The 287-nt window shown below is 53.7% G+C and carries 1 protein-coding gene; it reads left to right on the top strand.

Translation table 11 applies throughout. From position 1 onward, the window contains the following. Nucleotides 1-184 (top strand): transposase (locus ACT3R7_RS20790; protein ID WP_444666141.1); only part of this gene is annotated, 184 nt, incomplete at its 5' end. Nucleotides 185-287: the final 103 nt, after the last annotated feature.

Genomic DNA, 287 nt, shown 5'->3' with positions numbered 1-287 from the left:
CTTACGCACTTACCTGAAGAAGACGCCTTTCGCGCGCATGAGCCCAAGCAACCTGAGGCTCAAACTCATCAAAGTGGGCGCAGTCATCATCCGCAATACGCGCCGAATCCGGGTGTTGATGAGTGACAGCTACCCCTATAAAGCGCAACTATCCGATCTCGTCAGGCGGTTGGTGCCGAACTGAATGCTCGGGCTCCCCCGGCCCGACGCAATGGGGGAAAGGGGGAAGTGTGTCTTAACGACGGAAAGTGGTTAAAAAGTAGGCAATTTAAGATGTACCAATAGGT

It is taken from the genome of Halomonas sp. AOP43-A1-21, assembly GCF_052376775.1.
Lineage (GTDB): Bacteria > Pseudomonadota > Gammaproteobacteria > Pseudomonadales > Halomonadaceae > Vreelandella > Vreelandella colorata.
Note: the sequence above shows the minus strand (reverse complement) of the source record. Positions and strands in the feature narration are given on the sequence as shown.